Genomic DNA, 22,791 nt, shown 5'->3' on the forward strand with positions numbered 1-22,791 from the left:
TAACAGCCGCCGGAACTAGACTCGCGGCATGAGCGGATCTGCCAGCAAACACGACCTCGACCTGATCATGGATGCCGTCCTCGGCTGCTCTGACGTCGAGAAGCTCATCAGCCTCAAGACGTACCAGATCGCAGACGACGAGCTCCTCGTCGCCGTGAAGATCGCCCTTCCGGCGGAGAAGACCGTCCGCGACGTCGCGGACGTCATAGGCGAGATCGAGGAGCAGATCCGCAAGACGGTGACGGCTGCGCGGGCGATCTACATCCAGCCGGACATCTACCGCCCGTCGCTCGATCCCGAGCCCTCGACGGACGTGTTCGTGCTGAAGTCCGAGGACTGAGCCAGCACGCAGAAGACTCAGCGTCGCTGCTCGAAGAACGCGCGAAGCAGGGCGGTCGAGGCATCCTCGGCAACTCCCCCGACGACCTCGGCGCGATAGGGCAGCCGGCGGTCGCGCAGCACGTCGTACATGGAACCGGCGGCGCCCGCCTTCTCGTCCCAGGCGCCGAAGACGACGCGCCCCACGCGCGCCTGCAGGATCGCGCCCGCGCACATGACGCACGGCTCGAGTGTGACGACGAGGGTGTGTCCTTCGAGATTCCATGACCCGATGCATGCCGCGGCCTGCCGGAGCGCGACGATCTCGGCATGGCCGGTCGGGTCGTGGGTCTCCTCGCGGGTGTTGCGCCCCTCCGAGACGATGCCGCCGGAGGCGTCGAGGACGACGGCGCCCACCGGCACCTCCCGCGCCGCGGCCGCTTCTTCGGCGAGCGCGAGAGCGCGGAGCATCCCATCGCTGTCTGCCTGGCGCATGTTCCGAGCGTATCCGGACGCGCGGCGCATTACCCTGTATCTATGCGTGTTCACGTCGCCGACCACCCTCTCATCACTCACAAGCTCACGGTCCTGCGCGACGAGCGCACCCCGTCGCCGGTCTTCCGGCAGCTGACCGAAGAGCTCGTGACCCTGCTCGCCTATGAGGCGACGCGGAACGTCAAGGTCTCGCCGGTCGAGATCCAGACGCCGGTGACGACCACCATGGGCGTGAAGATCTCCGAGCCGCGCCCGATCGTCGTCCCGATCCTGCGGGCAGGATTGGGCATGCTCGAGGGCCTCGTCAAGCTGCTGCCGACGGCGGAGGTCGGCTTCCTCGGCATGGTGCGCGACGAGACCACGTTCGAGCCGACGACCTATGCCGAGCGCCTCCCCGAAGACCTCAGCGACCGCCAGTGCTTCGCGATCGACCCCATGCTCGCCACGGGCGGCTCGCTCGCGGCGGCGATCCAATTCTTCTTCGACCGCGGTGCGAAGGACGTCACCGCGATCTGCCTGCTCGGCACCCCCGAGGGCCTTGAGGCGATCGAGAGGCTCGTGGGCGACCGCGACGTGACGATCGTGCTCGGCGCCCTGGATGAGGGTCTCGACGAAAACCGCTACATCGTGCCTGGTCTCGGCGACGCCGGCGACCGCCTGTACGGCACGGTCTGACCGCGAGGTCTCTGCGGCTACTGCCGCGCCCAGACCCCCAGCTCGTTGCCGCTCGGGTCGGCGAAGTGCAACCGCCGTCCGCCGGGGAACGCGTACGCCTCTTGCACGATCGTGCCGCCGGCGCTGACGATCGCCTGAGCGGTCTCGTCAAGGTCGTCGGAGTAGAGCAGGACGAGGGGGCCGCCGACGGGGCGACCCTCGGGTGAGACCAGCAGCCCGCCGACCTCTTCGCCATCGCCGTCAGGGGACGCGATGCCGGCGTAGTCGGGCCCGTAATCCACGAAGGTCCAGCCGAACGCGGCCTCGTAGAACGCTTTCGCCGCGGCCAGATCCGTCACGGTGAGTTCGGTGTAGTCGAGCGTGTGATGCCGGGGTTTCGATGCCATGACGAAACGCTAACAGCGGGATCAGACATCGACTCGGCCCTCGGGTCTCAGTGGCGGTCGGCACCGACCAGTCGGGCGAAGGCACTCATGCGCGCAACGCCCTCCGGCGTGCGCGGAAGGTCGTCGAGCAGCGCCGGCGAGTAAATCAGGTAGGCGGCGACCTGCGCCCGCGAGATCGCCACATTGAGCCGGTTCTGCAGCAGCAGGAACTCCGGACCGCGCGGCGCATCGCGTCCGCTGGATGCCGCGAGCGTGGTGATCGACACCGCCGCTTCTTTGCCCTGGAAGTTGTCGACCGTTCCCACCGGCACCCCGCCGAATCCTGCCGCGGTGAGAGCGTCGTGGACGAGCTGCTTCTGCGCGTTGTACGGCGCGACCACGATGATGTCGGACTCTGTGAGCGGGCGCGGTGGCGCGCCGGGCTCGGTGAATCCGCGCCCGATCAGGTCGCGCACCAGCCGCACGACCTCGTCGGCCTCCTGGGGTGACTGCGTCGCGTTGCCCCTGTGCCGGAGCGGGACGACATGGAGTCCGGCGTCGACGCCGTCGATCGCGCGGAGCTCGGTGCCGGATGCCGAGGCGAGCTGCCCCGCGTACGCCAGCCGCGACACCGGGCTCGCGACCGCCGGATGCATGCGCCAGCTGCGATCCAGGAAGTAGCCGTATTCGGGCCGGACGACGGCATCGCCGTCCATCACCCAACCGAGCGCCGACGTGTCGACGGGTTCGGGGTGCGCGCCCTGACTGACCTGCGGCAGCTGCTGGGGGTCGCCGAGCAGCAGCAGCCGTTTCGCGCCGGCGGCGACGGCGATGGTGGAGGCGAGTGAGAACTGCCCCGCTTCGTCGATCACGATGAGGTCGAGCCCGCCGCGGTCGACGCGTGCGGTGTTGCTGAAGTCCCATGCGGTGCCGCCGACGACCAACCCCTGGCCCTCGCGCTCGGCGAGGAACGACGCCATCCCGGTCTTCGGGATCGGCGTGTACGTCGGCTCGAGGCCCTTCTCCTTGGGAGACTTCGCGACCTGCCCGGCAGGAACCCCGGCAGCGAGGACGCGCTCGAGCAGCGTCTCGATGATCGCGTGCGACTGCGCCACGACGCCGACGCGGAAGCCGTATTCGTTCACGAGCCGCGCGATCACGTGGGATCCGGTGTAGGTCTTGCCCGTCCCGGGAGGGCCCTGCACGGCGAGGTAACTGTGGTCGAGGTCGCGCACGGCGCGCACGATCGCATCGATCACGTCGCCGTCCGCCGGTGGGAGGCCTGCGCCGGAGATCGTGCGCGGGGGCAGCCTGCGCAGGATGTCGGTGGCGGCGTCCTGCGGGAAGGCCGGGGCGGCCTCGTGCACGGCATCCGCCCACTCGTCTATCGCGCCCTGCAGCGAGACGACCCGCGGCGGGGCGGCGGGGGTGAGGGCGAGCGGGAACTCGTCCCAGGTCTGCCCGCCGGCCGCGTTCTCGGCGATGACGTAGCCGTCGTCGAGAACCTCGACGATCGTCACCGTGCGCGGCACATGCACCGCTCGGGACGGCGCCTCGACGTCGAACGGTGCGGGGAACGGGTACAGCGCGAACGGGCTGCCCCCCTCGCCGAGCGTCGTCCCCGGCGAGATCTCGCCGCGGATCTCGATCTCGCGCGACATGACTCTGCGGCCCTCTTCCACGCTCCAGTCGCGGCGGAGCGCGGACGTCGCCGCATCCACCCGAACGACGTCGCGTGTCTGATCCCACATCGAGACGGGTTCGCGCAGCCGCTGGAAGTGCCCGACCCAGAAGCTCTTCGCCTCCCGCGGGTAGTAGTCGATCGCGGCGGCCGCGACGCGGTGCGCCTCTCCGTCCCCGCCTGCCGCGACGTCCCGCTCCGCATCGGCGAGCAGCGCCACGGAGCGCGGGGACGGCTCGTAGATGAGGTCGTCGGGCTGGTCGGGCGGTGCGGGGTTGACGCCCTTCTCCTTTGCGATCTCGATCAGCCAGTTGCGCAGTCGCCGCGTCGATACGCAGTCGTAGCGGTTGTAGTCCGCGAGGTCGGCCAGCACGGCATCGGCCTCTGCGGCCTCGCCCGCAGCCGCGAGCTGACGCGCCGCGACATACTGCACGATCGAGTCGTCGCCCTTCTGCACGTCACTCGTGCGCACCTCTTCGCCCATGTAGAGCGGCTCGAGCTTCTTGATCGAGTACGAGCGCGACCCGACCCGCACGGTGCGCAGCACGAGCGGATACAGGTCGACGAAGACCCCTTCGCGCAGCAGTCTGTCGACCTCGGCCTCGCGAATGCCGTGGCGCGACGCCATAGCGACCAGGTGCGAGGTCTCGTACGGCGCGTAGTGGTAGATGTGCATGTCGGGATGCGCCGTGCGGCGCGCGTTCACGAAGTCGAGGAACAGCTCGAGCGCACGCTTCTCGTCGGCGAAGGTGTGCGCCCACAGCGGCGTGTACTGGTCGTCGTTGTCGACCCAGCCGAACAGGTAGTCGATGCCCCAGTGCGCGTGACCGTCGGCCGCCGGTTCGGTGTAGAGCGGATCGCCCTCGAAGTCGAAGAAGATGTCGCCGCGGCTCGGCCGCGGGAGGGTGTGGATCGCCTCGGGGTGGTACACGTCGTAGGTCGACTCATCGTCGGCGTCTGCGCGCAGCTGCAGCCGCGCCTGTGCCCGCAGCGACTCGAACGTGTCGATGTTCATCCCCGCAGGAGCCGTCGTCGCCGCGCCCAGGGCGTTGATCGTCTCGATGCCGGCCGCACGGAGCCTGGCCCGTTGCACAGGGCGCATCCGCGCCACCATGAGCAGATCGCGCGCGGCATCCACCTGCTCGGTGCAGGTCGCGCACCGGCCGCAGGCGACGAGGCCGATGTCGCCGCGCTCGTCGCCCCAGGCGAGCGCGACGCCGGCGGCACCTGCCGGGACGTCGCGATCGGCGATCAGGGTGCGCAGGCGCGCGCGGCGCACGTGGAACAGCGGGAGCAGATCGTCGACCTGGTGCGTGCTGATCGTGCCGTCCCCCAGGATGAGATCGACCTCGTCGGACCGCGGAATGCCGAGCCCGTCGAGCTGATCGACATATGCCGCGAGCTGCATGAGGGCCGTTACACGGGCCATTCGTGCGAGTTTGGAGTCCTGCACGCGCCAGCGGCCGTCGTCCTCGCGCAACAGGAAGTCGGCGAATCCGACGAACTCTTCCGTCGCGAATGCGGCCTGGAACAGCAGCTTGGCGTCGGATCGCAGCGCCTTCTGGGTCTCGGCGACGACCGTGGCGAGCGCGTCGGCATCGGCTGAGCTGGCGCGCACGATCTCGTGCACGGCGTTCGCCCCGAGCCGCTCGCGATACGCCACGAGGACCTTCGCCTCGTGCACGTCGCCGAGCTTCGCGGCGCGGGCGAGCGTGGCGTCTTCGGGTTCGACGACCGCGGCAACGCGGCCGAGTTTCGCGTCGATCGCGCGAGCCCACGCGAACTCGCACTCGGCGGCCGCCTTCAGGTCGCTCGCGCTCCAGATGACGCGCTGCGCCTGAGTATCGATCCGCATGTTTCGAGCGTAGCCGGGGGCTCAGACACCGACGCTCGGGGCGGCTTCGACTCGCCTGCAGCTCGCTCACCCCGTTTCGTCTCGCTTCGCTCGCTCAACGACCCATGACAGAGTCCGGCTGGAGCCGCGGGTCGTTGAGCGAGGAGCGCAGCGACGAGTCGAAGCCGCTAACGCCACCAGTCGTCTTCGGGGGTGACGGGCAGCTCGCGCTTGTGCCGAGTCGCAAGGTACTTCTGCTCGATGCGGGCGGCGGCGTCGGCCTCCACCGCCTTGCCCTCGAGGTAGTCGTCGATCTGCTCGTACGCGATCCCGAGCTCGTCCTCGTCGGAGCGTCCGGGCTGGTCGTCGAGCAGGTCGGCGGTCGGCACCTTCATCCACAGCCGGTCCGGCGCGCGCAGAGCGCGCAGCAGCTGCTTTCCCTGGCGCTTGGTGAGTCCGGCCAGCGGCAGGATGTCGGCCGCGCCGTCGCCGAACTTCGTGTAGAACCCTGTGACGGCCTCAGCGGCGTGGTCGGTGCCGATGACGAGGTGCCCGTCGTGACCTGCGAGCGCGTACTGCGTGACCATGCGGATGCGCGCCTTGATGTTGCCGCGGTTGAAGTCCGAGATGGATGCTCCGGCGGCCTGCTCGATGTCCTTCTCGACGCCGTCCACGCCGTTCTGGATGTTCACCTCGACGACCCGGTCGGCGGCAACGAACTCGAGGGCGGCCTTCGCGTCATCCGCATCGTGCTGCACCCGGTACGGCAGGCGGACGCCGATGAAGTCGACCATTCCACCATCCGCGCGCACGCGCTCGACGGCGAGCTGGGCGAGGCGTCCGGCGAGCGTGGAATCCTGCCCGCCCGAGATGCCGAGCACGTATCCCTTCGCACGGCTCTTCTCGAGATAATCGACGAGGAACGTCACGCGACGTTCGATCTCGGCGGCCGGGTCGATCTCGGACTTCACACCGAGCGTCTCTGCGATCTCCTGCTGAAGTGTCATGCCTCCAAGTATCGTCCCGTCGCTGTTACGCAGGTATGACGCAATGGGAATAGCTCCGGAACCGAGCGCCTTGTGGCCAGTGAACCTCTGACGAAAGCGAGAACCATGACCCTCCTCGGCCGCAGTGACCTCGATGTGCTCCCCCTCGCCCTCGGCGGCAACGTGTTCGGCTGGACGGCCGACCGCGACGCCTCGTTCGAGATCCTCGATGCCTTCACTGCGGGCGGAGGGAACTTCATCGACACCGCCGACGGATACAGCGCCTGGGTGCCGGGCAACAGCGGCGGCGAGAGCGAGACGCTCATCGGCGAGTGGCTCGCCTCCCGCAAGCCGTCGGGACTCACGATCGCCACGAAGGTCAGCAGCCACCCGGAGTTCCAGGGGCTGTCGGCGAAGAACATCCGCGCGGCCGCAGAGGCATCGCTGAAGCGCCTCGGCGTCGACACGATCGATCTGTACTACGCGCACTTCGACGATGCCGAGACGCCGCTCGAGGAGACCGTCGCGGCGTTCGGCCAGCTGGTCGCGGACGGTCTCGTCCGGCACACGGCGGTATCGAACTACTCGGCCGACCGCATCCGCTCCTGGATCTCGATCGCGCAGGATGCCGGCATTCCGCTGCCCGTCGCCGTGCAGCCGCACTACAACCTCGTGCACCGCAACGACGTCGAGGAGAGCATCATCCCGGTGGCGGAGGAGTTCGGGATGAGCCTGGTGCCGTACTACGCGCTCGCCAGCGGTTTCCTCACCGGCAAGTACCGGTCGACGGATGCTGCGGGTTCGTCGCCGCGCGCCGGCGGAGCCGCGAAGTACGCCACGCCGCAGGGGCTGAAGATCATCGATGAGCTGGAGCGGGTCGCCGGGGCGCACGGCGCCTCGATCGCGTCCGTGGCCCTGGCGTGGCTGCAGGCCCAGCCGACCGTTGCCGCGCCGATCGCCAGCGCCTCTCGTGTCGGGCAGGTCGCGGATCTGCTCGCGAGCACGACGCTCGAGCTGACCGCGGATGACCTGCAGGCGCTGGATGCCGTGTCGGAGTGGAGCCCGGCGAGGGTCTGAGCCTGGGCTCAGGCTTCGGGCTTCAGGGGAGGCTTCGACTCACCTCCGGCTCGCTCAGCCCGTTTCGTCTACGGCGGCTGCGCCGCCTTCGCTCAACGACCCGCGACCGAAGGCTCATCTATACGCGGGGCGTTGAGCGAGGGCAGCGAGACGAAACGGGTGAGCGCAGGCGCGCAGCGCCGGAGCCGAAACCTTCAGGCCCGGATGCGGCTCGGGCCCGCGGCGGTCTGCTCGACCACGATCTGCGCGGGGATCTGCTCCTGCATCGACTCGACGTGGCTGATGACGCCGACTGTGCGGCCGCCCGAGCGCAGCTCGTCAAGTGTGCGCATGGCGATCTCGAGGGTGTCGGCATCGAGCGAGCCGAAGCCCTCGTCGATGAAGAGCGTGTCGAGCTGGATGCCGCCCGCACGAGCCGTGACGACCTCGGCGAGTCCGAGCGCGAGGGCGAGGGAGCTGAGGAACGTCTCACCGCCGGACAGCGACTGCGCGGGACGTGTCTGTCCGGTGAACGCGTCGAACACGACGATGCCGAGGCCGGACGCGGCGCCCCGCGACGCGAGCGCGTCGGAGTGCCGCAACTGATAGCGCCCCGTCGACATGTCGCTGAGGCGCCGGTTCGCCGCTTCGACGATCTCCTCGAGCTCTGCCGCCAGCACGAACGTCTCGAGGGTCATCTTGTGGGTGTTACCGGCGCGACCGGCGATGGTGTCGGCGAGTCCGCGGAGGACCTCGTGCTCCGCCTGCTGCTCTGCGCTGCGCGCGTGCTCTGACGCGGCGGATTCGATCAGGCTCGCGAGCTGCTCCGTCGCGGATTCGGCGCGCCCCGCGGCATCCAGCGCCGCTCTCCAGGCCGTACGCGCCTCTGCCGCCGCGGACTCGGCGGGGACGAGATCGATCGGCTCCTCCGGCAGAGTGCGCAGCTCGAGGTCGAGCAGCGTGGAGCGCTCCTTCTCACGCCGCACGGCGTGGGCGCTGATGCGCGCCTCGAGCGCTTCCTGCTCAGCCGACGAACGCATCGCCCCGCGCGCCTCCGTGACGCCATCGAAGTCGGATGCCGCCAGCGCGGCATCCTGCTCGTCCTTCGCGGCGGCGTACGACGTCTCGCTGCGCGCACGGTCGGCGAGCGCGGCCGAGAACGCGCGAGCGGCTGCGGACTGCCCGACGACCTCGGCGATCCGCTTCGCGACCGTCTCGAACGTCCCTCTGGCCTCGCCGATCTGCGCAGCCGCCTCTTTCTCCCGCTGCGCGACCAGCGCCAGGGCCTCGCGCGCCGCGGCCAGAGCCGTGGCGGATTCCGCTCGCTTCTCGTCGAGCGCGGCGATGGCGTCGGTGACCTGTGCGACCTCTGCCTCGAGGTTTGCGAGCGCACCAGACGCCTCCGCGGCCCGGGCGTGCGCGTGCACGGCAGCAGCGAGTTCCTCCTCAGCGACCGCGACCGTCCGGCCGTCCGCGACAGCGGCAGCGGCCGCGCGCTCGGCCAGGGCAGTCGCCACCCGCTCCTGCGCGGTCCGCTCGGCGATCTGCGCGGCATCCCGCACGGTCTCGGCCGCGTCGATGTCTTCCGCGGACACCGGGTCGCCGTGCTCGGCGGGCGCCGGATGCTCGGTCGATCCGCACACGGCGCACGGCTGCCCTGCGACCAGCGCGTTCGCGAGTTCCCCGGCGAAGCCGTCCAGCCGCCGTTTCCGCAGCTGTGCGAGCGTCGTCTGAGTCTCGGCCAGCGTCGCGCTCGCGTCGACGAGCACGCGCTCTGCCATCGTCAGCTCGTCATCGACCTTCGCAACTGCGACGGCCGCATCGCGGCGCGATGTCGCGATGGTGAGCGCGCGCGCCAGATCGTCGACGCGGTCGGCGTTGCGCCTGGCGATGTCGCGCTTGTCCGTGAGCTCGGCGAGACGCCTCGGCAGCTCGGCACGCTCGGCTTCGCCCTCGTCGACCAGAGCGGATGCCGCTTCCACCCGCGCACGCGCATCTTCGGCCTCTGCTCGCAGCGCAGGGCCCCCAGCCTCCAGCTCTGCCGCGCGCTCCCAGGCGCCGGCCTCGCGGGTGCGCGCGACGGCCCACGCCTCGAGCGCGCCGGCTGAGAGCTCGTCGAGTTCGACGCCCACGTCGTCCCAGTCGGCGCGCGCGGCGAGCTCAGCCGCCACGGCCGCATCGCGCACCTGTTCGGCACGCGCCGTCGCCGCGAGGGTGGCGCGCAGCGACTCGGCGGCACGCCCCCGCTGCAGGGCGGCCCTGGCCGCGTCTATCTCGGGCTGCTCGGCGTCCAGCCGCGCCATCGCCGTGCGTGCACGATCGCGCTCCTGCTGCGCCTTCTGCTCTTCTCTGACGGCTGTGAGCGCTGCGTCGGCTGCCGCCAGACGCTTCTCGGCGTCGTCTCGATCCGCCCCGCGACGCTCCACCCGGTACTCGGCGCGGGTGAGAGCCGCCCGCAGTGCATCGATGCGCTCCTGCGTCGACGCGGTGACGAGCTCGGCGCCCCGCTCACCCCACAGTTCTGCGGCGGTCACGACACGCTCGGCCTCGCCGAGCCGTGCGTCGACGGTGGCGTGGACGCCGGTGAGGGCGTTCTCGGAGGCGCGGCGGCGTTCGTCGAAGCGCGCCTGCACGTCTTCGAACCGCTCAGTGCCGAACAGCCGACGCAGCAGCCCCTGCCGTTCCTTGCTGTCGGCGAGCAGGAACCGCGCGAACCGGTTCTGCGCGAGCAGGATCACCTGCAGGAACTGCTCCTTGCTCAGCTGCAGGATCTCGTCGAGCTCGTCCGCGACCCGTTTCTCCTTGGCCGCGAGAGTGACCCAATCGCCGCCGCGCGCGTCGAGTGTGTCGAGCTGCACGCCTGAGGCCTGCTTCGTCAGCCCGCCGCCGCGCTTGGCCGGACGCAGGTACTCAGGAGAACGCGTCACCCGGTATCGCCCCGAACCCGTGCTGAACTCGACGACGACCTCGCTCGGATCGTCGGGTTCGCAGTGGTCGCTGCGCAGTCGCTTGTCGCCGCCCTCGTATCGCGGCACGGAACCGTACAGGCCGAAGCAGACGGCATCCAGAATGCTGGACTTGCCAGCGCCGGTGCGCCCGGCGATCAGGAAGATGCCGTCGTCGGCGAACCGGTCGAAGTCGACGGTCTGCCTGCCGAGGAACGGACCGAACCCCTCGATCTCGAGACGGTGAAGGCGCACTAGACGAGGGCCTCCGCGATGACGCGCTCGTCGAGCACCTCGCGGATGAGCTCGCTCTCGCGCTCGCTCGCCCCCTGCCCGGCCCGGACGTGCTCGAGGAACGCCTCGATGCGCTCCGTGTCGGTCACGGCGGACTTCAGCCGCGCCGCATACGAGCGCTCCTCGCCCTCCCCGGTCAGGACAGGAGCGTGCTGCACCATCGCGCAGTGCGGGAAGCGCTCCTTGAGCCGACGCATCGGCTCGGCCTGCGGCAGAGCGTCGGTGTACACGGCGCACACCCAATCGCCGGCATGCGCTGCGACGTTCGAGTCGGCGAGGATCTCATCGAGAGTGCCCGTTAGCGTCACCAGGCGACGCGGCACCGGCAGCGCCAGCCACTCAACGGTCGCAAGCCCCGCGGCATCGAGGTCGACGAGCCAGGAGCCGCGCTCCTTGTGCTGCTCGCCGAAACTGTAGTGCAACGGAGCGCCTGCATAGCGCACGTGCTCGCTGAGCTGTTGCCGACCGTGGATGTGGCCGAGTGCGACGTAGTCGGGCCCCTCGAACACCTCGAGCGGGACGACGTCGAGCCCGCCCTGGCGCACCTCGCGCTCGAGCCCGGCCGTAGTATCCACGCCCGCGGCGAAGCAGTGCGCGATCGCGACCGAACGCCCGTCGTGCGAGGCCATCCCGGCGCGAACCAGGCCCATGGCGTGGGACATGGTCTGCGCCTGCGTGCGCAGGGGCACGCCATCCCAGTGCTGCCGCACGATCGCCGGCTCGAGGTACGGGATGCCGTAGAAGTGAACGGGACCGTCAGCGTCGTGGACAGTGACGGGCTCGCCGATCGAGAGCGGGTCGGTGATCACGTGGATGCCGTCGCGCAGCAGCCGCGCCTGGAACCCGAGCCGCGCCGCGGAGTCGTGGTTGCCGCTGGTGACGATAACGCGGGCGCCGGTGTCGTGGAGCGCCGCGAGCGTGTCACCGAGCAGCGTGTACGCGGACCCGGCCGGAGTCGCGGAGTCGAAGACGTCGCCCGCGACAATCACGACGTCGACCGAATGCTCCTTCACCTGGGCGACGAGCGCACCGAAGACCTCGGCCAGCGCATCCATGGTCGAGTTGCCATGGAAGGTGCGGCCGATGTGCCAGTCGGAGGTGTGCAGGATTCGCATATTCACACCGTACGGACGGCCACCGACATTGCCTCCGAGGCGTGCCGCAGCACGCCTCGGAGGCAGGGTTCAGTGTGCGAGAACCGGCGTCTCGGACTCCGCCGAGCCCTGCGGCAGCAGATCCTCCTTGCGGCCGCGCACCATCGTGGTCGCGATCGCGGAGGCGATCAGCATCCCGATCGCGGCAGCGATGAAGGTGGCGCTGTATCCGTCAGCCAGCACCTCGAGACCGATGCCGCCCTGCGCGTGCCCGCCGACGACCGCGGCGTACACGGCGGTGAACACCGAAAGGCCGATCGAGCCGCCGATCTGCATCGCAGAGTTCGTCACGGCCGATGCGACACCCGCGTCATGCGGCTTCACGCCCGTGAGCGCCACGTTCTGCAGCGGGATGAAGACGAACGCCATGCCGAAGCCCATCACCAGCAGCGCGGGAGCGACCTGCACGAAGTAATTACCGCCCGGGGTGATGAACGACATGTAGAACAGGCCCGCCGCGACCACCAGCGGACCGCCGATCAGCATCGGGCGCGGGCCGATCGAGCTGAGCAGCTTGGTCGCCAGCGGAGCGAGCAGCATGGTGCCCAGCGGCAGCGGCAGGCTGGCGATGCCCGATTCCAGAGCGCCCTGACCGAGCACGATCTGCAGATGGAAGGTGAGGTACAGAGTGGCGCCGATCATGACGCTGCCGGCGACCGCCTGGATGAGGAACGCACCGCCGCGGACCCGATGGGTGACGACGCGCAACGGCAGCAGAGGATTCGAGACCTTCGCCTGCACCCACACGAAGACCGCCAGCAGGACGACACCCAGCGCCAGGAACCCGATGGTGAGCGGGTTGCCCCAGCCCGTCTCGGCGAGACTGAAGCCGTAGACGAGCGAGCCGAGTCCGAGGGTCACCAGCAGCGCGCCCCACAGGTCGTAGCGGTTGTCGCCGCCCGCCTTGCTTTCGGTGAGGAACAGCGCCCCGCCGATCAGGCCCACGGCCACGAAGAACAGGTTGACGAGCAGGCACCAGCGCCAATCGAGGAACTCGGTGAGGAATCCGCCGAGCACGAGACCGACGGCGGCGCCCGCACCCGCGACAGTGCCGAAGACTGCGAAGGCGGTGTTGCGCTCCTTGCCGGACGGGAACAGCGTCGTCAGCAGTGCGAGGGCGGCGGGGGCAAGCATGGCGGCGAAGACGCCCTGCAGGCCGCGGCCGAGGATGAGCTCCCACCCGGCGGTGGCGAGACCGGCGTAGAGCGAGGCGAGACCGAAGCCGATCATGCCGACCATGAAGGTGCGCTTACGGCCCCAGTAGTCGGCGATGCGCCCGCCGAGCAGCAGCAGGGCGCCGAACGCGAGGGCATATGCGGTGACGACCCACTGGCGCAGGTGGTCATCCATATTCAGGGCAACCTGCGCCTGCGGCAGCGCGATGTTGACGATGGTGCCGTCGAGGACGACGACGAGTTGCGTGAGCGAGATGACGAACAGTGCCCACCACTTGGCCGCGGGATGGAAGCGAAGGGGGTGCGAACGCAGGGATGACGACATGGAAAAACCTCCGGTGTCTGGTGAGGATGCCGGAGGTTTCAAGCCTCGGATCAGGCTCCGTTCAAGGGGCTGACCGCCTCAGCGAACGGTGCTGAGCAGACTTCTATTATATCGGATCGATATCGGATGCCGTCGCCGCGAGCGTCAACGACGGCGCAGCAGCCCCGCGTGCTCCGGGTTCTGAGCGAACCACTCCGCGACGTACCAGCACACCGGATCGACCCTGCGCTCGCCGCGGCTCTCGATGTCGGCGACCGCGCCGGCCACCACCTTCGCCGCGTACCCGTGCCCCCGGAAAGTCGGGATCGTGAAGGCTCTGGTGAGGGCGATCGTCTTGCCGTCGTCGCGGTAGTCCAGGGCGCTGACGAGCACTCCGTCGCGCGTGAGGGTGTAGCGCGAAGCATCCTTCTCGTCGGTGACCAGGAACCCGTCGATCATCGTGGAATCCGTCATGCCTCCCACGCTAGGCCACGGCGTCACATCGGGACTCGTTTTGACACGGGGCGACATCGTCAGACATAATCGCCCCCATGACCACCAACGCGCGCCCTTTGTCCGCCCAGGAGGCGAACAGGACTGCCGGGATGATGATGCCCGGCTGCGTTGGCATGTGTTGCCGAATGTGTCGCTGATCACTCAGCCACCCTTCCCGGCTCCGCCCTTCGCCATCTGCGAAGCGTGAGCCCCGAGCACCTACCCCGTGTGCTCGTTCTCGGCCCTCGGGTCATTCACGCAACACATCAGAGCCGTATCGGCTCACCCTTCCAAGGACTTCATCATCATGTCGAACATCGCACTCCTCGAGCGTCCCACTGCCCGCGCCCCTCACCTCCGCCCCGTTCCGCCGATCATCGAGGCCGCCGCGCCCGCCGCGCCTGCCGTTCCGGCTGATCTGCCCGCGACCCGCTCTCCGCGCGGCTTCGCCCTCTACGTCGGGCTCGACGAGATCAAGGCGGCCGAAGCCGGCGTCAGCCTTCCCCTGCTCGTCGACGCTCTGCGCCGCACCCTCGCCGAGCTCGCCCCCGGCGCCGAGACCCACGCCACTGTCGCGCTCGCACCGCACGGCTCCGGCGGACGCGACCTCGACGTCGTGCGCCTCGCCCTGCAGGAGCCGGGTGCGGTCGCCCGCGCCAAGGCCGCCACCGAGACGGAGGAGAAGACCGAGGACTACGGCGTCACGGTCGACATCTCGCGCAAGCGCGTGCTGATCGACGGCGAGTCCGCCGCGTTCACGTACAAGGAGTTCGAGCTGCTGCAGTACCTCGTGCTCCGCGAAGGCCGCACCATCGAGCGCTCCGAACTCGTCGACGCCCTGTGGCAGTCGCCGGAGGACGAGACGCCCGGCGAGCGCACGATCGACGTGCATGTGCGACGCCTGCGCGCCAAGCTCGGCCGCTACGAGGACATCGTGCGCACCGTGCGTGGCGTCGGCTACCGCTTCGACCGCCACGCCGACGTCGTCATCCGCTACGGCCACGGCACGCCTTCGCCCGACCGCTTCTGAGGCAGGCGCGGCTACCTCTGTCGCCGCCAGGGGTCGCAAATGCCCGCCTGAGACGCGAGATGACGACCATTCGCGCCACCTCCCGCCGCCCGCCGAGCCACGCGCACTGGATGCCGCGAGCCACTGTCAGCGGCGCCACGTAGGGTGATCTCATGACCCTGACAGCGGATGCCGCGACCGCCGCCGCGCGCACGGAACCGCTGCACACGGTCTACCGCCCCGCACATCCGCTGCACCTGTTCCGCACGGTCGGCATGCTGATGCGGGGGCCGAAGGACCCGACGATGCTCGTCGACGGATCGACGCTGTGGCGCGCAGCCTGCACGCCCGAAGGCGTCGCAACGCTCGCGCTCAGGCAGAGCAGCGACGGCGCGCACGCGACAGCCTGGGGCACCGGCGCCGACTGGGCGCTCACGCAGCTGCCACGACTGTGCGGTGCCGACGACGATGCGACCGGATTCGACGCGTCGTCATTGACCGCCGCGGGGCATCCGCTGCTCGCAGAGGTCGCACGACGCACGGCCGGCACTCGCCTGACCCGCACCGACCTCGTCTTCGACGCCCTCGCGAGCGCGACGATCGAGCAGAAGGTGACCTCGTACCAGGCGTTCGGCGCGTGGCGCGTGCTCATCAGCCGCTTCGGCGAGCGCGCCCCCGGGCCCACGCCCCGGCCCATGTTCGCCCCTCCTGTCATCGACGGGTGGCGCCGCATCCCGTCGTGGTCCTGGCATCGTGCCGGCGTCGAACCGCCGCAGTCCCGCGCGATCGTGCGCGCCGCCGAACGCGGCCGGCGGATCGCCGACGCGGTCCTCACCGCCGAGACCAGCGACGACCGCGACCGCGTGCTCACCAGCCTCCCGGGAATCGGCGCCTGGACCGCGGCCGAGACCCGCATCCGCGCGCTGGGCGACCCGGATGCCGTCAGCGTCGGCGACTACCACCTCGCCCATCAGGTCGGGTACGCGCTGACCGGCTCTCGCGTCGACGACGACGGGATGCTGGAGTTGCTGTCCCCCTGGGCGGGCCACCGCCAGCGCGTCATCCGCCTCATTCTCGCGAGCGGCGTCGCCGAGCCGCGCCGCGGTCCTCGTCTCGCCCCCGAAGACCACCGTCGCCGCTGAGCGCCGGGCCGTCCCCCTAGGCTGGGGCCATGGCGGCATCCAAGAAGCAGCGCTGGACCTGGCTCGGCGGCACTGTCGTGCTCTTCGTGCTCGGGATCGTGATCGGTCTGATCCTGCAGAACGTCTGGCTCGGGCTCCTGCTCGCCCTGATCGTCTCGGTCGTCTGGCTCATCGCGACCGAGTCACGCAAGGGCGGCAACGCCGGCGTCAACGACGAGTCGCACGGCATCGAGCTCTAGCCGGATCGCGACGCGGTCAGTTGTAGTACAGCGCCAGCCTCTGGCCGTCGATCTCTCGCACGTCGACCGCGGTCCCGTACACCGCCTCGAGAACGTCCGGTTGCATGATCTCGTCGGACGGAGCATCCGCCACCACCCGGCCGTCGCGCATGGCCACGATCCGATCCGCGTAGGTCGCCGCGAAGTTGATGTCGTGCAGCACGACGATCACCCGCTTGCCGAGATCATCGGCCATCCGCCGGACGAGCTTCATGATCTCGGTCATGTGCTTGAGGTCGAGGTTGTTCAGCGGCTCGTCGAGCAGCACGTACTTCGTGTCCTGCGCGAGCACCATCGCGATGAACGCCCGCTGCCGCTGCCCGCCGGAGAGCTCGTCGAGGAATCGTTCGCGGAACGCGCCGAGGTCGAGGTAGTCGATCGCGCGTTCGATGTGCTCGCGGTCGGCGACGGTCAGGCGCCCGCGCGAGTGCGGGAAGCGCCCGAACTCGACGAGGTCGTGCACCGTGAGGCGGGCCGCGATGTGGTTGTCCTGACGGAGCACCGCCAGGATCTTCGCCAGCTCCTGAGATCGCGTCGCCGACACATCCACGTCATCGACGCTCACGGTGCCGGCATTCGGCGCGATGAGGCGTCCGATCAACCCGAACATCGTGGATTTCCCGGCCCCGTTCGGTCCGATCAGCGCGGTCACCCCCTCGTCGCCGAGGGTGATCGTCACGTCGTCGAGGACGGTCTGGTTCTTGTAGCGCTTGGTGGCGCAGTCGAGCACGATCATCGTGCACCCTTTCGAAGGACGAGATAGAGGAAGAACAGGCCGCCGGCGAACTCGATCACCATCGACAGGCTGCCGCCGAAACCGAAGATCTGCTCGAGGATGATCTGCGCGAGCAGCAGGCATCCGACGCCGATGAGGCTCGCCGCCGGCAGCGTCCAGGCATGCCGGAACGTGCCGGCCAGCGAGTAGGCGAGATTCGCGACGATGAGGCCGAAGAAGAGGATGGGTCCGGCCAGAGCAGTGGATGCCGCGACCATGATCGATACGACGGCGAACAGTGCCATCACGGTACGACGGTGATTCACGCCGAGGCCGATGGCGGCGGCATCCCCCAGCGTCAGCACGTCGAGCGTGCGCAGCAGCGGGATCACGGCGCCGACACCCAGCGCGACGAGGATCGCGGTGAACGCCAGGAGGGTCGGGTCCGGACGCGTCAGCGACGCGAACATGGCGTCGGAGAGAATCTGGAAGTCCAGCGGGTCGAGCATCCGCTGCATCCATTCGGTGAACCCGCGGAAGAACGTCCCGAGCACGATCCCGACCAGCAGCATGAGATGGATGCTGCGCCGCTTACCTCCGAACAGCCAGGTGAACAGGACGACACTGAACGCGACCATCACGACGACCTGCACGCTCCAGAGGAGCAGATCGTCCGCCGCCAGGAACGAGTTCGATCCGAAGAAGAACACGATGATCGTCGAGACGAGCATGTAGAAGGCGTCGAAGCCCATGATCGACGGGGTGAGGATGCGGTTCTGCGTGATCGTGTGGAACACCACCGTGGAGACGCCGACGGCAGTGGCGACGACGAGCATCGCGATCACCGTGAGGCTGCGGATCTTCAGGGCGAACGCGAGCGATCCGGGAATGTCGGTGAGCAGATACACCGCGATGAGCACCAGGACGGCAATGGCCAGCACGCCGATCCGCACCTGCGGGGTCGACCAGCGACTGTGCGGGCGCTGCCGTGCCACCGGCGTCCGAGTGAGCGTGTCAGTGGGCATGGCTTCCCGTTCGCAGCAGCAGCCAGAGGAACAGACCCGCACCGACCACGCCCACGATCACCGACAGCGGCATCTCGTAGGGGAAGCGCGCGACGCGAGCGATGAGATCGCAGCCGAGCACGAAGACGGCGCCGAGTCCGGCGACCCAGGGGATGCCGCGTCGCACGTTGTCGCCGATGATCAGGCTGACGACGTTCGGCACGACGAGACCGAGGAAAGGGATGATCCCGGCGGTGACGAGTACAGCGGCGGTGATGATCGCGACGATGACCATGCCGAGGGCTACGACCCTCCGGTAGTCGAGACCGAGGTTCGTCGCGAACTCCTCGCCGAGGCTGATCACGCTGAAACGGTCAGCGGCGAGCCAGGCGACGAGCACCATCACACCGGCGATCCAGAGGAACTCGTACCGACCCTGCATGATTGCCGCGAAGCTCCCCTGCGCCCAGGTGCCCAGCGATTGCAGCAGATCCAGCCGGTAGGCGAAGAACGTGGTGGCGGCTGCGACGACACCGCCGAGCATGATGCCCACCAGCGGCACGAGCACGAGCTGGCGCACCGGCACCGCCCGCACGACTCGCAGGAACACCCAGGTGCCGATGAGACCGAAGACCGCAGCGACGCCCATCTTGCCGATCAGCGCCATCCCAGGCGCGAAGATGATGACCAGGAGCATCCCGAAGGTGGCGAACTCGGTCACCCCTGTCGTGCTCGGCTCGACGAATTTATTGCGCACGAGCATCTGCATGATGAGTCCGGCGATGCCGAGCGATGCACCGGTGAGGAGCACGGCCACGGTGCGCGGGATCCTGCTGGCGACGAACAGGAAGGCCGACATACTGTCCGGACCGCCGCCCAGCAGTGCTGCAGGCGAGACGTCCGAGACGCCGACGAACAGGCTCGTGAGGGCGAGGGCCACGAGGACGACGCCGATGAGCACCCCCACCCAGGTCCGGCGGGGCCGGACCTGGGTGGGGGTGCTCGAAGCCGCTGGGGCGGTGACGGTCATGATGAGACGTGCGAGAAGGCGATCACTCCGCGATCTGCAGGACGTCGTCGATCATGAGCTGGGTCGTCTCGATTCCGCCGTAGACGATGTACCAGGCGGTGGGGTCGAGGTAGACGATCCGGTCGTCCTCGAACGCGCTGGTCTGCTTCACGATGTCGTTGTCGAGCACCTGCGCAGCAGCGGTTCCCTCGGCGGCTTCGCCGGTCGCCGCGTCACGGTCGACGACCCAGAGCGTCGCCGGGTCGTGCTCGAGCAGGAACTCGAACGAGATCGGCTCGCCGTGCGTTGCCGAGGCGATGTCGTCGATCGCAGGCTCCACGCCGAAGACGTCGTAGATGAGTCCACCGCGCACGGCGGCGCTCCCGCCCTCGGCCGGTGCCGGCGATGTGGCCTTGAGCTCGCCGCCGGAGACCATGAGAGCCAGGCCGTCGCCGGCGTCCGCCGTGGCGGCCTTCGCCTCGTCGATGCCGACGGTCAGTTCTTCGAGCGCCGCTTCCGCTTCGTCTTCGGCCCCCAGAAGTTCGCCGAAGAACGTGGTGTTGCGCTCGAGGGTCTCGAGATAGGAACCGGTGATGCCCAGGTCGATCGTCGGCGCGATCTGGCTCAGTTCTTCGTAGAGGCCCGAGGAGCGTCCGCCGATGATGATGAGGTCGGGCTGCTGCGCCTCGATCTCGATGAGGTCGGCCTCGAACAGCGTGCCTGCGTTGAAGGCGTCGTCGGCGAGGTTGTCCTGCAGGTACTCCGGAACCGAATCGAGCGGCGCCCCGGCCACCTCCCCGCCCAAGGCGCCGATCGTGTCGACGCTCGACATCTCGAACGCGACGATCTTGTCCGGGCTCCGAGGCACTTCGACCGTGGTCTCCTCGTACTCGGGCTCTTCGTCCTCGCCGGCGACGTTGCGATCCCAGCTGTAGGTCAGCGTCCCGGGCTCTGCCGGATCCGTCTCGGACTCCGCCTCTGCCGTCGTGGATGTGCAGCCCGCGAGGGCCATGGCCGAGACGAGAACGAGAGCGGCTGGGGCGAAAGCGCGACGTGAGGACATGGATTGCTCCTTTGTGACGTGGACATGAGACCGAACCGATGCAAGCTTAGGTAAGGCTTACCTGACTGTTCGCTACGCAGGCTAGCCTAAGTTCATGACCAACCCGAAATCCTCCTTCTCGTTGGAGCGTCAACGGCTCGACCTCCAGTTCCGCACAGTCACCTTCACCGCCCGGGAGCAGCTCGCCCCGAACTACGTACGCGTGCGACTCGAGGGTGACGACCTGTTCGGCTTCACCTCGCTCGGCAGCGACGACCACATGCGCCTGTTCTTCCCCGATGAGATGCCGGATTCCGTCGAAGAGCTGCGTGCGGCGCCGAGCCGCGAGTACACGCCGCTGGTGTGGGCGGAGAACTGGCTCGAGGTCGAGTTCGCCGTCCACGGCGACGAGGGCGTCGCGGCGCGCTGGGCTGCGACCGCTCCGCTCGGCTCGCAGATCGGCGTCGGCGGTCCTCGCGGCTCGGCAGTGATCACCGGGACACCGGGTTCGTGGTTCCTCGCAGGGGACGAGACGGCGATTCCTGCGATCCGGCGCTTCGCCGCCCTGATCGGTGACCAGCCTGCGCGCGTCGTCGTCGAGGTGCGTGGCTCAGAGGACGAGATCGCGATCGATGCGCCCTCGAAGGCCGAATGGCTGCACCGCGGAAACGCGCCGGCGGGTTCCGCGCTGATCTCGCTCCTCGAGGGCCTGGGCGAATCGGATGCCGTCGGCACTGACCCGTTCGTCTTCATCGCCGCCGAGCAGTCCGTGGTCAAGCCCGGCCGTGCACTGCTCGCGCGCTGGGGCGTCGACACCGACCATGCGACGGTCAAGGGCTACTGGAAGCGCGGCGAAGCCGAGTACCACGCACCGCACTGAGCGGGCGGCCTCGACGATCCCGAGGTCTTCCGCAAGACTGTTCTTCATGCCTGTCTTCGATCATCTCGGCATCACCGTGGACGACCTGCCGCGTGGCATCGCGCAATTCGACCCCGCGATGGCAGCCCTCGCGTTCACCCGCACGGATGCGGAGAACAGCGTCTCCTGGTACCGCGACGACGAGACGGAGCTGATCCTCTTCCCCGCCCGAGAAGCCGGCACCGGGCCGCATCGGCACGGTCGCGTCGGCTGGCAGCACCTCGCCTTCTCGGTCGACTCCAGGGCCGAGGTGGATCGTCTGCACTCGATCGCGATGGATGCCGGGTGGACGGCCGTGCGCGAGCCGAAGGATTATCCGCGATTCTCCGACCGGTACTACGCGTCCTTCGTCGAGGATGACTGCGGCATCCGGATCGAGTTCATGCACAACCCGCCACGCGCGACGGCCGAGGGCTGAGCGTTCACATCACGGCCGGCTGCTGCTCCGCTTCGTTCACCGTCCGGTCTGTGAAGGCCTGCTTGGGCACGAACAGCAGCAGCACCGATGCGGCCAGCGCGGTGACGCCGCACACGATCCAGACGGTGAAGTAGCCCTCCAGGGAGCCGGCTGTGCCCTCCGCTCCCCCGGCCGTCGACGCGACGCCGTGCAGCAGCGCGATGCCGAACACGCACGAGGCGATCGCTCCGCCGACAGTCTTCACGGAGTTCGTGAGTCCGGTCGCAACGCCGGTCTGCGTCTCGGGAGCAGCGGATGCCGCGGCGGCCGGGAGCGCGGCGACGAGGGCGCCCGAGCCGAGGCCGACGATCACCATGTTCGTGATCACCTGCAGGTAGCTGTCGTGGAACGGCAGGAACAGCAGGAACCCGACGGCGACGAACGCCGATGCGCCGATCAGAGTGACCCGCGGGGTCGCGAGCCGGGCGATCACGGGGAACAAAAGGGCGCCGGTGATCATGCCGACCAGATAGATGCCGATGATGAGTGAGGTCGCGAAGCCGGTCGTGCCGAGGCCGTATCCGTACACGTCCGGGTCGGTGCGCGCGAAGGTCGACAACGGCGCCTGCGCACCGAGCACGCTGACGCCGAAGAGACCGGCGGTGAGGAACACGGGCCCGAGCGCCGGCGAGCGGAACATCCGCACGTCGATCAGCGGGTCGCCGTGGCGCAGCTCCCACAGCACGAACGGCACGATCAGCAGCAGCCCGAGAACGACGACCGCCCACGACCACGGATTGACCAGCCCGCCGTCGAGGCGCAGCAGGCTGAGCCCGCCCGTGAAGCAGATCAGCGCGAGCGAGATCAGGACGAGCCCCACGGTGTCGAGCACGCCGCCGGTCTGCTCCGGCGACTCCTTCACCCCGAACAGGATCACGAAGAAGCACACGACGACCAACAGCGCGGGGATGAGCAGTACGATCGTCAGCGGCAGCACATCGATCAGCGCACCGCCAGCCAGCGCGCCGAGGATCGCGCCGGTCTCGAGGGCGGCGACGAGCAGCCCGGCGGCCTTGGCCGTGATCACAGAGCGTCCCTCCAGCCGCCGCGACCGCGACCAGATGAGTGCGATCTCCAGGGGCAGCCACACGACGTAGAAACCCATCAGCGTCCACGCGACCAGGAACACCCAGAACGAATCCGTGAACGGCAGGGCCAGCGCCGCGGCGGCCGTGAGCGCGGTGGAGATCAGCAGCATCCGCTTGTGCCCGATCATGTCGCCCAGCTTCGCGAACGCCGGCACGACGAGCGCCGACAGCATGAGCTGGGTGCCCTCGAACCAGTTCACGTCGGCATCGTGGATCTGCAGGTGCCGAGCGATGTCTGAGAGCATCGGGGTGTAGTAGCCCTGCAGCACGCCACTGGTGAACTCGACGAACGCGAGGAATCCGACGACGGCGGCGAGCGCGCCGAGGGTCGCGGTACGGGGCATCATCGCT

Annotated in this window: 21 protein-coding genes; 8 read left to right on the forward strand and 13 right to left on the reverse strand. The window is 69.0% G+C overall.

The genetic code is table 11. The annotated features are described in order from the left end of the window. Nucleotides 1-28 precede the first annotated feature (28 nt). Nucleotides 29-340: a cation transporter dimerization domain-containing protein gene (locus IM776_RS12815; protein WP_194420474.1), complete on the forward strand. Its 312-nt coding sequence runs from the start codon at nucleotides 29-31 to the stop codon at nucleotides 338-340. A 17-nt stretch (nucleotides 341-357) separates the two neighbouring features. On the opposite strand, the gene tadA is transcribed toward IM776_RS12815, so the two are convergent. Continuing rightward, nucleotides 358-813 (reverse strand): tRNA adenosine(34) deaminase TadA, encoded by a 456-nt coding sequence (gene tadA, locus IM776_RS12820; protein WP_228479757.1) that lies wholly within the window; start codon nucleotides 811-813, stop codon nucleotides 358-360. A 42-nt stretch (nucleotides 814-855) separates the two neighbouring features. Here tadA and upp point away from each other — a divergent pair, with 42 nt between their 5' ends. Next, nucleotides 856-1,488, forward strand: a complete 633-nt coding sequence (gene upp / locus IM776_RS12825; protein WP_194420475.1) for a uracil phosphoribosyltransferase — start codon at nucleotides 856-858, stop codon at nucleotides 1,486-1,488. A gap of 17 nt (nucleotides 1,489-1,505) precedes the next feature. Here the strand turns inward: upp and IM776_RS12830 are convergent, their stop codons facing one another. The 3 genes from IM776_RS12830 to nadE all read right to left on the reverse strand — a co-directional run bounded on the left by IM776_RS12830 (nucleotide 1,506) and on the right by nadE (nucleotide 6,375). After that, nucleotides 1,506-1,874, reverse strand: a complete 369-nt coding sequence (locus IM776_RS12830; protein WP_194420476.1) for a VOC family protein — start codon at nucleotides 1,872-1,874, stop codon at nucleotides 1,506-1,508. Nucleotides 1,875-1,921: 47 nt separating this feature from the next. Then, complete coding sequence (locus tag IM776_RS12835; RefSeq protein ID WP_194420477.1) at nucleotides 1,922-5,389, reverse strand: TM0106 family RecB-like putative nuclease; 3,468 nt, start codon at nucleotides 5,387-5,389, stop codon at nucleotides 1,922-1,924. A gap of 167 nt (nucleotides 5,390-5,556) precedes the next feature. Then, nucleotides 5,557-6,375, reverse strand: a complete 819-nt coding sequence (gene nadE / locus IM776_RS12840) for an ammonia-dependent NAD(+) synthetase (RefSeq protein ID WP_194420478.1) — start codon at nucleotides 6,373-6,375, stop codon at nucleotides 5,557-5,559. A gap of 105 nt (nucleotides 6,376-6,480) precedes the next feature. On the opposite strand from nadE, the gene IM776_RS12845 reads away from it, so the two are divergent. Further along, nucleotides 6,481-7,431: an aldo/keto reductase gene (locus IM776_RS12845; protein ID WP_194420479.1), complete on the forward strand. Its 951-nt coding sequence runs from the start codon at nucleotides 6,481-6,483 to the stop codon at nucleotides 7,429-7,431. 194 nt (nucleotides 7,432-7,625) lie between these two features. Here the strand turns inward: IM776_RS12845 and IM776_RS12850 are convergent, their stop codons facing one another. The 4 genes from IM776_RS12850 to IM776_RS12865 form a co-directional block, all read right to left on the reverse strand. Beyond that, nucleotides 7,626-10,610: an AAA family ATPase gene (locus tag IM776_RS12850; RefSeq protein ID WP_194420480.1), complete on the reverse strand. Its 2,985-nt coding sequence runs from the start codon at nucleotides 10,608-10,610 to the stop codon at nucleotides 7,626-7,628. Beyond that, nucleotides 10,610-11,764: an exonuclease SbcCD subunit D gene (locus IM776_RS12855; RefSeq protein WP_194420481.1), complete on the reverse strand. Its 1,155-nt coding sequence runs from the start codon at nucleotides 11,762-11,764 to the stop codon at nucleotides 10,610-10,612. The genes IM776_RS12850 and IM776_RS12855 overlap by 1 nt, the downstream gene beginning before the upstream one ends. Before the next feature lie 69 nt (nucleotides 11,765-11,833). Next, nucleotides 11,834-13,303: an MFS transporter gene (locus tag IM776_RS12860; protein ID WP_194420482.1), complete on the reverse strand. Its 1,470-nt coding sequence runs from the start codon at nucleotides 13,301-13,303 to the stop codon at nucleotides 11,834-11,836. A gap of 144 nt (nucleotides 13,304-13,447) precedes the next feature. Continuing rightward, a complete protein-coding gene (locus tag IM776_RS12865) occupies nucleotides 13,448-13,756 on the reverse strand; it encodes a GNAT family N-acetyltransferase (RefSeq protein ID WP_194420483.1) in 309 nt (102 codons plus the stop codon). 328 nt (nucleotides 13,757-14,084) lie between these two features. Between IM776_RS12865 and IM776_RS12870 the strand changes: the two genes are divergently transcribed. The 3 genes from IM776_RS12870 (at nucleotide 14,085) to IM776_RS12880 (ending at nucleotide 16,167) form a co-directional block, all read left to right on the forward strand. Next, nucleotides 14,085-14,807 (forward strand): winged helix-turn-helix domain-containing protein, encoded by a 723-nt coding sequence (locus IM776_RS12870; protein WP_194420484.1) that lies wholly within the window; start codon nucleotides 14,085-14,087, stop codon nucleotides 14,805-14,807. A gap of 152 nt (nucleotides 14,808-14,959) precedes the next feature. After that, nucleotides 14,960-15,928 (forward strand): DNA-3-methyladenine glycosylase family protein, encoded by a 969-nt coding sequence (locus IM776_RS12875; protein WP_194420485.1) that lies wholly within the window; start codon nucleotides 14,960-14,962, stop codon nucleotides 15,926-15,928. A 29-nt stretch (nucleotides 15,929-15,957) separates the two neighbouring features. Continuing rightward, on the forward strand, nucleotides 15,958-16,167 hold the full coding sequence (locus IM776_RS12880) for a hypothetical protein (RefSeq protein ID WP_194420486.1): 210 nt from the start codon (nucleotides 15,958-15,960) through the stop codon (nucleotides 16,165-16,167). A 16-nt stretch (nucleotides 16,168-16,183) separates the two neighbouring features. Here IM776_RS12880 and IM776_RS12885 read toward each other — a convergent pair whose 3' ends face one another. Genes IM776_RS12885 through IM776_RS12900 form a run of 4 tightly spaced genes read right to left on the reverse strand, consistent with a single transcriptional unit; the run spans nucleotide 16,184 to nucleotide 19,997 of the window. After that, complete coding sequence (locus IM776_RS12885) at nucleotides 16,184-16,942, reverse strand: iron ABC transporter ATP-binding protein (RefSeq protein WP_194420487.1); 759 nt, start codon at nucleotides 16,940-16,942, stop codon at nucleotides 16,184-16,186. Beyond that, complete coding sequence (locus IM776_RS12890; RefSeq protein ID WP_228479758.1) at nucleotides 16,939-17,946, reverse strand: iron chelate uptake ABC transporter family permease subunit; 1,008 nt, start codon at nucleotides 17,944-17,946, stop codon at nucleotides 16,939-16,941. The genes IM776_RS12885 and IM776_RS12890 overlap by 4 nt, the downstream gene beginning before the upstream one ends. Next, nucleotides 17,936-18,955: an ABC transporter permease gene (locus tag IM776_RS12895; protein WP_194420488.1), complete on the reverse strand. Its 1,020-nt coding sequence runs from the start codon at nucleotides 18,953-18,955 to the stop codon at nucleotides 17,936-17,938. Before IM776_RS12895 ends, IM776_RS12890 begins: the two co-directional genes overlap by 11 nt. A 22-nt stretch (nucleotides 18,956-18,977) precedes the next feature. Beyond that, nucleotides 18,978-19,997 (reverse strand): siderophore ABC transporter substrate-binding protein, encoded by a 1,020-nt coding sequence (locus IM776_RS12900; RefSeq protein WP_194420489.1) that lies wholly within the window; start codon nucleotides 19,995-19,997, stop codon nucleotides 18,978-18,980. 94 nt (nucleotides 19,998-20,091) lie between these two features. Here IM776_RS12900 and IM776_RS12905 point away from each other — a divergent pair, with 94 nt between their 5' ends. Both IM776_RS12905 and IM776_RS12910 read left to right on the forward strand, forming a co-directional pair. Continuing rightward, entirely contained in the window at nucleotides 20,092-20,856 is a 765-nt protein-coding gene (locus IM776_RS12905) for a siderophore-interacting protein (protein ID WP_194420490.1), read from the forward strand. Nucleotides 20,857-20,902: 46 nt separating this feature from the next. Then, nucleotides 20,903-21,313, forward strand: coding sequence for a VOC family protein (locus tag IM776_RS12910; RefSeq protein ID WP_194420491.1), 411 nt, complete (start codon nucleotides 20,903-20,905; stop codon nucleotides 21,311-21,313). A gap of 4 nt (nucleotides 21,314-21,317) precedes the next feature. Here IM776_RS12910 and IM776_RS12915 read toward each other — a convergent pair whose 3' ends face one another. Next, a complete protein-coding gene (locus tag IM776_RS12915; protein ID WP_194420492.1) occupies nucleotides 21,318-22,784 on the reverse strand; it encodes an MFS transporter in 1,467 nt (488 codons plus the stop codon). Between the last annotated feature and the right edge of the window lie 7 nt (nucleotides 22,785-22,791).

Origin of the sequence: Microbacterium abyssi, assembly GCF_015277895.1 — a bacterium.
In the GTDB taxonomy this organism is placed as follows: Bacteria; Actinomycetota; Actinomycetes; order Actinomycetales; family Microbacteriaceae; genus Microbacterium; species Microbacterium abyssi.

Bases quoted from the DNA above. Each gene is read 5' to 3' on its own strand.
- IM776_RS12815 (WP_194420474.1), top strand. From the start codon at position 29: ATGAGCGGATCTGCCAGCAAACACGACCTCGACCTGATCATGGATGCC.
- tadA (WP_228479757.1), bottom strand. From the start codon at position 813: ATGCGCCAGGCAGACAGCGATGGGATGCTCCGCGCTCTCGCGCTCGCC.
- upp (WP_194420475.1), top strand. From the start codon at position 856: ATGCGTGTTCACGTCGCCGACCACCCTCTCATCACTCACAAGCTCACG.
- IM776_RS12830 (WP_194420476.1), bottom strand. From the start codon at position 1,874: ATGGCATCGAAACCCCGGCATCACACGCTCGACTACACCGAACTCACC.
- IM776_RS12835 (WP_194420477.1), bottom strand. From the start codon at position 5,389: ATGCGGATCGATACTCAGGCGCAGCGCGTCATCTGGAGCGCGAGCGAC.
- nadE (WP_194420478.1), bottom strand. From the start codon at position 6,375: ATGACACTTCAGCAGGAGATCGCAGAGACGCTCGGTGTGAAGTCCGAG.
- IM776_RS12845 (WP_194420479.1), top strand. From the start codon at position 6,481: ATGACCCTCCTCGGCCGCAGTGACCTCGATGTGCTCCCCCTCGCCCTC.
- IM776_RS12855 (WP_194420481.1), bottom strand. From the start codon at position 11,764: ATGCGAATCCTGCACACCTCCGACTGGCACATCGGCCGCACCTTCCAT.
- IM776_RS12860 (WP_194420482.1), bottom strand. From the start codon at position 13,303: ATGTCGTCATCCCTGCGTTCGCACCCCCTTCGCTTCCATCCCGCGGCC.
- IM776_RS12865 (WP_194420483.1), bottom strand. From the start codon at position 13,756: ATGACGGATTCCACGATGATCGACGGGTTCCTGGTCACCGACGAGAAG.
- IM776_RS12870 (WP_194420484.1), top strand. From the start codon at position 14,085: ATGTCGAACATCGCACTCCTCGAGCGTCCCACTGCCCGCGCCCCTCAC.
- IM776_RS12875 (WP_194420485.1), top strand. From the start codon at position 14,960: ATGACCCTGACAGCGGATGCCGCGACCGCCGCCGCGCGCACGGAACCG.
- IM776_RS12880 (WP_194420486.1), top strand. From the start codon at position 15,958: ATGGCGGCATCCAAGAAGCAGCGCTGGACCTGGCTCGGCGGCACTGTC.
- IM776_RS12885 (WP_194420487.1), bottom strand. From the start codon at position 16,942: ATGATCGTGCTCGACTGCGCCACCAAGCGCTACAAGAACCAGACCGTC.
- IM776_RS12890 (WP_228479758.1), bottom strand. From the start codon at position 17,946: ATGCCCACTGACACGCTCACTCGGACGCCGGTGGCACGGCAGCGCCCG.
- IM776_RS12895 (WP_194420488.1), bottom strand. From the start codon at position 18,955: ATGACCGTCACCGCCCCAGCGGCTTCGAGCACCCCCACCCAGGTCCGG.
- IM776_RS12900 (WP_194420489.1), bottom strand. From the start codon at position 19,997: ATGTCCTCACGTCGCGCTTTCGCCCCAGCCGCTCTCGTTCTCGTCTCG.
- IM776_RS12905 (WP_194420490.1), top strand. From the start codon at position 20,092: ATGACCAACCCGAAATCCTCCTTCTCGTTGGAGCGTCAACGGCTCGAC.
- IM776_RS12910 (WP_194420491.1), top strand. From the start codon at position 20,903: ATGCCTGTCTTCGATCATCTCGGCATCACCGTGGACGACCTGCCGCGT.
- IM776_RS12915 (WP_194420492.1), bottom strand. From the start codon at position 22,784: ATGCCCCGTACCGCGACCCTCGGCGCGCTCGCCGCCGTCGTCGGATTC.